This is a genomic window from Candidatus Culexarchaeum yellowstonense (assembly GCF_024707025.1).
Taxonomy (GTDB): domain Archaea; phylum Thermoproteota; class Methanomethylicia; order Culexarchaeales; family Culexarchaeaceae; genus Culexarchaeum.
This window is the reverse complement of the sequence record NZ_JANGFQ010000051.1, coordinates 1-9,721: the sequence shown is the minus strand read 5'-3', so window position 1 is coordinate 9,721 and position 9,721 is coordinate 1. Positions and strand designations below refer to the sequence as shown.

The window sequence follows — 9,721 nt, the reverse complement described above, 5'->3', positions numbered from 1 at the left end:
TTGAAGCCAATTCCTCAATCGCTCACACATCTTATCAATTATTAGATTTTCAACCTTCTTCGGATTATTTTTGAGATCCTCATACTCTTCCTTGCTAACTCTTATGAAGTATGCTCCAGAACCCTCCAATCTACTTTCGAAGTCTCCTATTTCAGCTTCACTCTTAAAGACCCATCTCCTACCAAAGTATTTTGCAGTCCATGAACCATCCTCTTGCCTAATTATTGGCACTAAAACCTTCCCAGTTAAATCTCCTGAAAGTATTAGTATGTCTGCTTTATGGATTTCTTGAGCTTTAATCCACTTCCTCCACACCAGTGTAGAGCCATGGGCATCTACGGAAAAGAATATTCTGGTCAATTGGCAATACACCCTTATGCTGGAGGTATTTCAGCATATATCTTCTCTATTTCAATCCCCTTACTCCTATTCCTAGCAGCCATGGCCGTAAGTATTAAGACTCCAATAAGTCCAACCAATATGTTGGTCATGAGAACTGGTATATCAGTGTATGCTGTGAATATCATGAGATACCAACCTACAGCGAAGGTTAATGCACCAGCAATAACAAGCACTGTCTTCATCTGATAAGTCATCCTCTTAAACAATTCAGGCTTCCACCATGGGACTAGCATGAGGGCTAAACCCACAGGCCACACGAAGAAGTATGTGCTAAAGTCCATGAATGCCACAACACCATGCGCTAGGGAAGACCCCAAGGAATCCCCTAAAGTGAAAACCACTCCAAGCAATGCAACAATCAACCCCACGTGATTAGCCCATGTTGGAGACAACCACTTTGGGGAGACCTCAGTAAGCTTCTCAGGCATATTCCTATCAAAGGCTAGTGAGAAGAAGCCTCTAACACCACCCACCCAGCAAACCATTGCCGTATTATAGTACCATAAGAAGTATGCAATGCCAATGAGTAAGGCAAGCCATGGATTGAGGAAGGTTACTGAAGCCATTAGGGGGACTGAGGGGTCTGGTGCAGGTAGACCCTTAAGTATCCCTGAAAGGACATCTGGATAGTCCATTTGGAGGTATGAGTAGGCAGCCATGAAATCGTAGTTACATGCATAGGGGAGGAGGAATGCATTAGCCACATATAGTATCATGATGGCTATGAATGCCCCAATATACCCCTTAATATAGCTTTTAGTGGGATTCTTCACTTCACTACCAACAAATGTAACAGCTTCAAAACCACTCCACGCCCACATAGTCCATAACAACATGCCATAAGTTCCAGTCCAAAAATCTACTGCTTGAAGAGGCTCCACAGTTGTACCCGCATATTCGCCTCCCTCAAATGCCACCTTCATAATGGCACTCGAAGTTCCAGCACCGAAAACCTTATCCCAATTGGCAAGTCCTGCATTAGGTCCAGCCAGAGCTAAACCAACCAAAACAATTACCGTAATTGTCAATGGAATAATTGTTACCAGTCTCAGCGTCCACTTTATAACTTTCGTTCCAAAGTAGTTTAAAGCCCACAAGACTAACGTTAAGATTATTGCCATCACAAATTGATTCATAGGATTCGTTACAGCATATGCTATACTAATGAGTGAAGGATTATTACTGAGTAAACCAGCCACAGTCCATGCACCTGCAATAGCTTTAACCCCTATAAAACATTCAAACCCACAAACCATGAGAGCTCCTCCACCAATAATCCAATACCAGAATGGTAGGTAACCGATGACGGGGTGGAGAACCCTAGATACAAAGACGTATAGTGAACCAGACCTTGGAAATGATGATGAAATTATAGCACAACTCACCACTAGAGGCAATGTCATGAGTCCAGCGAAGAAGAAGGCTAAAATCTCATTACCCCCATAAGCAGATGCATCCCCAAGCATCTTCACAGCATAATAAGTCATACCTGTGGCAGCTGGACATGCAATAGACCAAATCATAACATCATACCACTCCAACTCCCTAACAAGACCAGATGCCCTCCTAACAAATACTTCTTCTTCACCCATATTTTAAAACCTCAAATAAACTTTGGAATTAAAAATATTTAAAAATTTCTAAATTCATTTTTCACATGTAAACAATTAATGTATTTATAGTAGAACCTTTGTAAAATACACTTTTAATATACTATAATAATTGAAAATACATAATGTTGATGGAATTGAATTATTGTATGGGGCATCCACAATGATGATCACCAATGGAATTAATGGATAAATTAAACAAGTGTTAGTTGCTGATCGAGTGATAGTATCATGTTAGAAGTGCTGTTTGAATTGCCATTGTGGATGCTCTAGATGCTTTAAGTAACCCCCCTTAAACTTAAATGTAAATTTATTGAATAGCATTCCGGATGTTTGTTATGTATGGGCGTGATAGGTTTTATGGTGTTTTACTGGCTACGACCACAGCATCCTTCATATCCCCATTTACAACTTCATCCATAACTGTTGCATTACCCATTTTAGCTGAAGAGTTTAGTGTTGGTTTAGCTGAGGTTAATTGGGTTGTCAATGTATATTTGATTGCATTGGCTTCCACAATCCTCGTGTTTGGCGTTATTGGTGATTGGCTTGGTAGGAGTAGAATATTCATTGCTGGTATTGCAATGTTTGCAATTACATCTTCCATTATGGTTATTGTGCATGATTACCTTAGCTTATTAGTGTTTAGGCTTTTACAAGGGTTAGCTGCATCCATGATTTCAAGTACGGCTGTAGCTATATTGAGTGAACTTCTACCCATTGAGAGGAGGGGGATGGGTATAGGTTTGAATACCATGGCAGTCTACATTGGCCTCACACTGGGACCTCTAATTGGAGGGTACATCACCAACTACTTTGGATGGAGAACCCTATTCATATTAAAAGCCTTCATAGCATTTATGAGCTTAAGTTTAGCCATAACTCTCCCAAAAACAAGTAGAGGAGTGAGTGTGAAGCCCAATTTTAAAATGTCAGCATTAATTGTATCATCAATTATCATGATAATCTATGGAGCATCAAACATAAATTCATCATATGGAGTTATCATGGCATCTTTAGGGTTAATGGCATTAACCTCCACACTATTAATGGAGCGTAGAAGTCCAAAGCTTATACACCCAATGATACTTAGGAGGAAGCCTTTATCTGCAAATATATCTGCACTACTCAACTATAGCGCTACATACGCATTAACCATACTACTAAGTTCCTACCTCCAAAAATTGCGGGGATTAAATCCAAGTGAAGCAGGCTTAATACTAACCACACAATCAATATTCCAAGCAACACTCTCACCAATCACCGGATTACTAGCAGACAAATATAATCCATCAATATTGGCTTCAATGGGAATGTTCACAATAACCTTTGGTATAATCGGCTTAACACAAATAAACCCAACAACACCCATAAACCAAATAATATACACACTAATAATTTTGGGGGTTGGATTCGCATTCTTCTCATCACCAAACACCACTGCAATTATGAACATGAGCCCAAAGGAAGCCTACGGATCCACATCAGCACTACTAGCCACAATGAGATTCCTAGGACAAGCAATAAGCACATCAATAACAACATCCATAATGAATATACAAGGAGACTTAATGACCACAATAAAAACATCAATGGCAATATATACAATCCTAAGCATACTCGGAGCACTACTATCACTAACAGCTGGAATGGAGAAACCTAGAAAATTATTCCAAAAACCAATTTTAACTATACTAACACTGCACAAACATAAATGATGAAGTTAAATATTTACTCCTCAAACGGAATTCTCTTCAAATCATCAATACTCATTGCAATTAAGTAATCTCCACGTTTATAGTCTTCAATGCCTTCACATATCCTCTTCAAGCCTTTCCCATCAATAAGCTCCTCCATAGTTGCCAAAATGGAGATAATGTTATCTAAATGTTTTATTAGATCTTCAATCAAACTTTTAGGTAAAGTTATGGTCTCATCCATATACATGCATCAATGAGTTACCCTACACTTAAACATTTCCTACGGCTGTGCTTTCATTTTGGAGATATATGCGTTCTTCACAGCTTTCTGAGTATGGTCTTATGTGATTGTAGTTTCTTTCGAATTTTAATTTTGGGTTTAGTTTTCTTAGAACATATATGCAGACTGGTTCTGAGATTATTTTGCAGGAGATTTTTGTATCTATTTTGAGTATGAGTGAAAGTTTTAGGATTGGGCAGGGATTCTTGGCGCGGGTGATCAGCTCCCTATCATCAAGCTTAACGACTTCAATGTCACTCTCCCTTAAGCGGAGGAACTTTATGTAGAAGAGGTTTAATACATCATTCATGGATTCAACCTTCCTGGGCTTTAATGTCCAAAGCCATCCGAGGAAGTAGAATGAGTATTTAGCGATGAGTAGTATGAGCATTTTAGGTTTAGATACCTTTTGCATCTTCAACATCATAATTATGAATGAATTCACATACAATTTAATGTTAATCCCATTGTGAAATGCGATTCTATTGGGATTTGATGAGCCATTTCCACATAGGTGTGAAGTTTATGATGTTGTTGTCTAATTTAAGTTTATCTTCATAATCCCATGTGATTATCAGTAGGTTTTTACACTTCAATAATTCACCCACTTTAACTAGAGATTTAATTTCCCTAACATCAATTTCATCTCTACTGGAAGCGTAGGTTACTTGTATTAGCTCCCTTATTTCCAGTCCACTTTTAACTATGAAATCCACCTCCCCCTTCGTATCCCTCCAATAATATATTTCGATGAGGGGGTCGTAATTCTTCTTCCTCAACAATTCTAGGAATACTGAGTTCTCCATGAGCTTCCCCATATCCTCCGACGCACGTATGATTCTTGAAATGCCAGTATCACAAACATAGATCTTCCTAGGCCAAGACCTCCTCCTATAAATACTCTCAGAGAATCTTTCAACGAAGAATACGTTTAGAGTGTCTTGAAGTTTATCCACATAATCATATAATGTAGTATCTGAAACCCTCCTTCCAAAGTAATCTCTAATCTTCCTCAAACTAATCTCCCTGGAAAAGTTTTGAAATGAAAATTCGAATAGAAATCTCCCAAACTCAATACTCTTTATCCCATGCCTCTCAACAAAATCCCTATAAAAGATTTCATTGAAATATTCCCTTAGAATCCTATCCTTATCAAGACTTAAAACAACCTCCGGGTACGATCCATAAGATAGAAATTCTTTGAGAAGTTTAAGTATAACCCCCCTCCCCTCAAATGTATGCACATCCACAACTTCACCCTTAGCCTTCAAGAACTCTCTGAAACTGAATGGGAGTAGAATGTAACTCATAGTTCTCCCCCTCAATTCAGTTGAAATCTCCATGGGCAAAAGCTTTGAAGATGACCCAGTTATGAAAACTCTGTAACCCCTATCATGTAGAGATCTCACCAAAACACTCCAATCCCTCAAAACCTGAACTTCATCAAGTAAAATAGATTTTGGGTTATACTTAAGTTCCGTAAAGATTTTAATGATGTTAAAGAAGTCTTCAACCTCAATGTTTCGGAAAGCTATATCTTCAAAGTTAACATACATTGGGTTACTCAATCTACCAATTAATGAGTAAAAATACCAAGTCTTCCCAACCCTCCTAGGACCTATCACAGAAATAACCTTACTAACTTCACCACTAGCTAAAACGTTAAGCTCCCTCTCAACCCCCCTGAAAACAATTTCCCTAGAGAAGAAGTCCTCAATAAGTTCCCTCTTCATCATAATATCACTACAGTAGCAAAAATTATAAATTTTACTACTTAAACAGTAGAAATAATACATGTAATGATCAGAAATTATCATGAAAAGCTTCTTCACATAATATGTCTTAGAAGATTTAAATAGCAGAGGATTATTACTCAATTAAACATGGCAATTATAAAAAACATCAAATAATTCTAAGATACTTTCCAATAGTCAAGCTGAAGGTGTGTATGTCCAATTCACTTCATTTAATCATTTAAAATGCGTTTTAAGTATGGATTCTCCTTCAATTCACGTTTCATCGTCGTTATTTCACCATGCCCTGGAAGTATTATATAATTTCCATTCAGTTCAATAAGCTTCTTAAGCGATTTCCACATTTCACCTTCAGAACTTTCATCGAAATCCACTCTACCTATAGAATCCTTAAATAGTGTATCGCCAGTGAATAGTAGGTTTTCAATGGCTATGCATATACTCCCCATGGTGTGTCCCGGTGTATGTATAATCTTCAAATCCACATTCCATGGAAGTTTAATTGTACATTCACCTGATAATGGTTTAATGTTCTCTGGAGGTTGGAAAACTTCACCATACATATTCTCAGCAAAATCACTATACTTACGCGTTAAATTTACATCCAATTCATGTATCATGAGGGGAGCATTGAAATTCTTGGATAACTTGTTGGCGTAGAATATGTGATCGAAATGTCCATGGGTTGCAATAATGTATGGGATTCTATTTACACCTACATGTTCAATTGCACTATAAATCATATTGAGGTATGCTCCTGGATCTATTATGATGCCAATTTCACCTTCATATAATAGGTAGGTGTTGGTTTGCAGGGGGCCTCCAACTATCTTAAGATAATTCATTTTGAATTCAAAATTAATTGGGTGAATTTATGATTTTAAATGTTATTTGGATTGGAGGGCACCCCTTATTGATTCAACGTTCAACTGAATGTGTAATGGATTTCCAGCTATCCTGCTTCCACCTTCAGGATCTTTAAGTCCACTACCAGTTACTAGGCATACCACTTCATCTTTCCTATCAATTATCCCGGATTCTAGGAGTTTTGGGATTGCAGCTATGGAGGCTACGGCTGATGGTTCTGCAAATATCCCTTCGAACTTTGCAAGCATCTTCATGGCTTCAAGAATATCATCATCCGATACATATTCAGCGTAGCCATTGGATTCCCTTAAAGCTTTTATGGCTAAAGGAGCATCATAACCCCATACGCCAATCAAACCTTCAGCTATGGATTCACCGCAACTCTTCAATGGAGAGATTAATCCACTCTTAAAGCAGTGGACTATTGGGGCTCCTGAAACAGGTCCAGTGGCAATCATCTTTGGAAGCTTGTTTATGAAGCCTAACTGGTATAGTTCTTTAAACCCCTTCCACATACCATATAGATGAGTACCATTACCAACATTATCTATAACCCAATCTGGAACTCTCCAATCAAGTTGCTCACAAATTTCATATGCTATTGTCTTATCACCCTCCACCCTAAACCTATTATAACCCGGAGTGGCGTTAAGAACATTTAAACCCTTAATTGCCTCCAAATGGGCTTCAAATATCTCCTCATAAATCCCATCAACAAGGGATGTTTTCGCCCCATAAACTAAGCATTGCAATACTTTACCCTTAGAAGCTTTTGAAGGCATAAATACATAGCAATCCAATCCAGCCCTAGCAGCATAAGCAGCCAACGAAGAAGCAGCATTACCAGAAGATACACATGACACACCCTTAAACCCAAACTTTAAAGCCATATTAACCGCCATTAAGCTTTCACGATCCTTAAATGACCCCGTAGGATTTTGCGCTTCATTCTTCAACAATAAATGCTTTATTTTCAAATGCTCAGCAATTCTACCACCCCTTACAAGTGGAGTTCCACCCTCACATAGAGTTATAAGATTAACATCAGCTTCAAAGCCTAGAAGCTCCCTATACCTCAAAGCATTAAAAACCCTTTTAGAAAACAAATCTCTACCCACAACACTTCCAATTGTAGCATAATCATATGCAACCTCAGTTATACCCTTAAATACAGTTACACCATAAACCCTCTTAACACCACACTTCGGGCATACGAAGAATTCTGGGTTTAATGGAAATAATTCACCACAATTCACACACCTAAAACCCTCAACAAACATGATATACACCAATAAACCCAAGAATAATTGCTGAAAACTCTATAAGAACATTTCCAATTCAAGATTTATGGAACTTCATGAGAAACCATACGATAGGGAAGTGTTCTCTTAAATTTAAATAGTAGGGGGTGGAAGTAAATATTAGGGGGTGATAGTCATTGTACTTCTCATTAGAAGTGAAGAAGAGGAGGGAGGACTTCTACAATATGGAAGAGGAACTTGAAACTCTTAAGAGGGAAATCCTCGACCCTAAAACGAGGATGATAGTGATTAAGGGGGTTAGGAGAACTGGGAAATCCTCCCTCATGAGGGTAGCATTAAACGAATTGAAAACCCCACACATATTCATAGATTTAAGGTTGAGCGGCCCCCTAACTCCAGAAGCCATATACGAGTATTTCTCAATGGAGCTTAGCAAATTCCTTGAAGATGGATTGTTGAGAAGGATGCTATCTAGGGTGAGGGGGGTGGAAATTTCAGGTTTAAAATTGGAGTTCACTGAGAAGAGGATGGATGTTTTGGGGAGGATTCTAGATGAACTTGGAAAGTGGGCTGAAGGTAGACAAGTGGTTATGGCATTGGATGAAGCTCAAGAATTAAGAATTTTAAGAGGGTTCGATAAGATACTAGCCCACATCTATGATTACGTTGGTGGGATAAAGATTATGCTAGCTGGATCTGAAATAGGATTACTGGATAAACTGCTTGGAATCTCAAATCCAAAAGCTCCACTATTTGGAAGACCATTCTCAGAGATAAATTTAAAGAAGCTGAATTGGGAGAAGGCTGTGGAATTCTTGAAGATGGGGTTTGAACAAGTGAATATCAAAGTTTCTGAAGATGAAATTCAAAATGCAGTTTCAAAACTAGATGGAATAATAGGGTGGCTCACATTCTACGGCCACCTAAGAGCTAAGGGGGATCCATATGCATTGGAGAAGGCTGTGGAAAATGGTTCAAAAATGGTGGCTGAAGAATTCAACCAATTCCTAAGTGTTAGGCAAATAGCTAGGAAGAGGTATATTGAGGTTGTGAAAACATTAATTAAACCATCAACTTGGAGTGAAGTGAAGAGGAGTTTAAGGGGTTTTGCAAATGTAAATGATAAGCAAGTATCAAACTATCTAAAAGAACTCACATACTATGGATTTGTTGAAAAGAGGGATGACTTATACTCCATATCAGACCCACTACTCATTGAAGCCATTAGGAGAGGATATATACGCTAAATTATCAACAATGATGAAAAACTGTTAAACGGATTCTGTAATGACCTCTATTCTACTTAAATCTGCAATTCCCAAACCAGCTTCTTGAGCCAACTTTATATGTGGGATTTTAAGTGGATCGTAGCCTAGGAATTTTGCTGCAATAGCATCAGCTGCAACTAGATCGTTGGAGAATATCATTAAACCAAGCTCCCTCGGTCTAGCGTGAAGTTCACCACCAACACCTGCAATTCTACCATCAATCACAGCTAGACTAGGCTTCAAATATAGATTTACATCAACAATACTCTCATTAAGCTTCCTATGAAAACGCCCCTTCTTTGCAACTCTACCCTTCTCACCCAAAGTTGCACCAAGCATATTCTTCAAAGACAATGTAACCTTAGTTATTGAATGCTCCTTCAAAATTGGAACTGAAACTATGTATGCATCTTTGAGGGTTAATGGAAACTCAAACTCTTTAAGGAACAAAGCTTTTGAATTCCTCACAACTTCAAATTCATCATTATTTAAATCCACAAGCTTAACCCCATAAACTTCATGAAGTTTATAGTAGCCAAGCCTCCTATAAGCATGGAAGGTTTCACACCAACCAGACC

General features: G+C 38.2%; 9 protein-coding genes and 1 pseudogene. 2 read left to right on the top strand and 8 right to left on the bottom strand.

Features of this window, described 5'->3' with window-relative positions; genetic code table 11:
* Both MRT15_RS06900 and MRT15_RS06895 read right to left on the bottom strand, forming a co-directional pair.
* Positions 1–360 (bottom strand): annotated as a pseudogene (locus tag MRT15_RS06900) (phosphoesterase); the annotation flags it as partial.
* Between the two features lie 14 nt (positions 361–374).
* Complete coding sequence (locus MRT15_RS06895) at positions 375–1,994, bottom strand: APC family permease (RefSeq protein WP_304329177.1); 1,620 nt, start codon at positions 1,992–1,994, stop codon at positions 375–377.
* 356 nt (positions 1,995–2,350) lie between these two features.
* Here MRT15_RS06895 and MRT15_RS06890 point away from each other — a divergent pair, with 356 nt between their 5' ends.
* Entirely contained in the window at positions 2,351–3,730 is a 1,380-nt protein-coding gene (locus tag MRT15_RS06890) for an MFS transporter (protein WP_304329175.1), read from the top strand.
* Between the two features lie 13 nt (positions 3,731–3,743).
* Here the strand turns inward: MRT15_RS06890 and MRT15_RS06885 are convergent, their stop codons facing one another.
* The 5 genes from MRT15_RS06885 to thrC all read right to left on the bottom strand — a co-directional run bounded on the left by MRT15_RS06885 (position 3,744) and on the right by thrC (position 7,893).
* Positions 3,744–3,953: a hypothetical protein gene (locus MRT15_RS06885; protein WP_304329174.1), complete on the bottom strand. Its 210-nt coding sequence runs from the start codon at positions 3,951–3,953 to the stop codon at positions 3,744–3,746.
* Between the two features lie 28 nt (positions 3,954–3,981).
* Positions 3,982–4,407, bottom strand: a complete 426-nt coding sequence (locus MRT15_RS06880) for a hypothetical protein (protein ID WP_304329172.1) — start codon at positions 4,405–4,407, stop codon at positions 3,982–3,984.
* A 67-nt stretch (positions 4,408–4,474) separates the two neighbouring features.
* Positions 4,475–5,728 carry an ATP-binding protein gene (locus MRT15_RS06875; RefSeq protein WP_304329170.1) on the bottom strand — a complete coding sequence of 418 codons (1,254 nt, stop codon included), beginning with the start codon at positions 5,726–5,728 and terminating at the stop codon, positions 4,475–4,477.
* Between the two features lie 230 nt (positions 5,729–5,958).
* Complete coding sequence (locus tag MRT15_RS06870) at positions 5,959–6,591, bottom strand: MBL fold metallo-hydrolase (RefSeq protein ID WP_304329168.1); 633 nt, start codon at positions 6,589–6,591, stop codon at positions 5,959–5,961.
* 42 nt (positions 6,592–6,633) lie between these two features.
* On the bottom strand, positions 6,634–7,893 hold the full coding sequence (gene thrC / locus MRT15_RS06865) for a threonine synthase (protein ID WP_304329166.1): 1,260 nt from the start codon (positions 7,891–7,893) through the stop codon (positions 6,634–6,636).
* A gap of 158 nt (positions 7,894–8,051) precedes the next feature.
* Here thrC and MRT15_RS06860 point away from each other — a divergent pair, with 158 nt between their 5' ends.
* On the top strand, positions 8,052–9,122 hold the full coding sequence (locus MRT15_RS06860) for an ATP-binding protein (protein ID WP_304329164.1): 1,071 nt from the start codon (positions 8,052–8,054) through the stop codon (positions 9,120–9,122).
* 24 nt (positions 9,123–9,146) lie between these two features.
* Here MRT15_RS06860 and MRT15_RS06855 read toward each other — a convergent pair.
* Positions 9,147–9,721 (bottom strand): DUF362 domain-containing protein (locus MRT15_RS06855; RefSeq protein ID WP_304329162.1); only part of this gene is annotated, 575 nt, incomplete at its 5' end.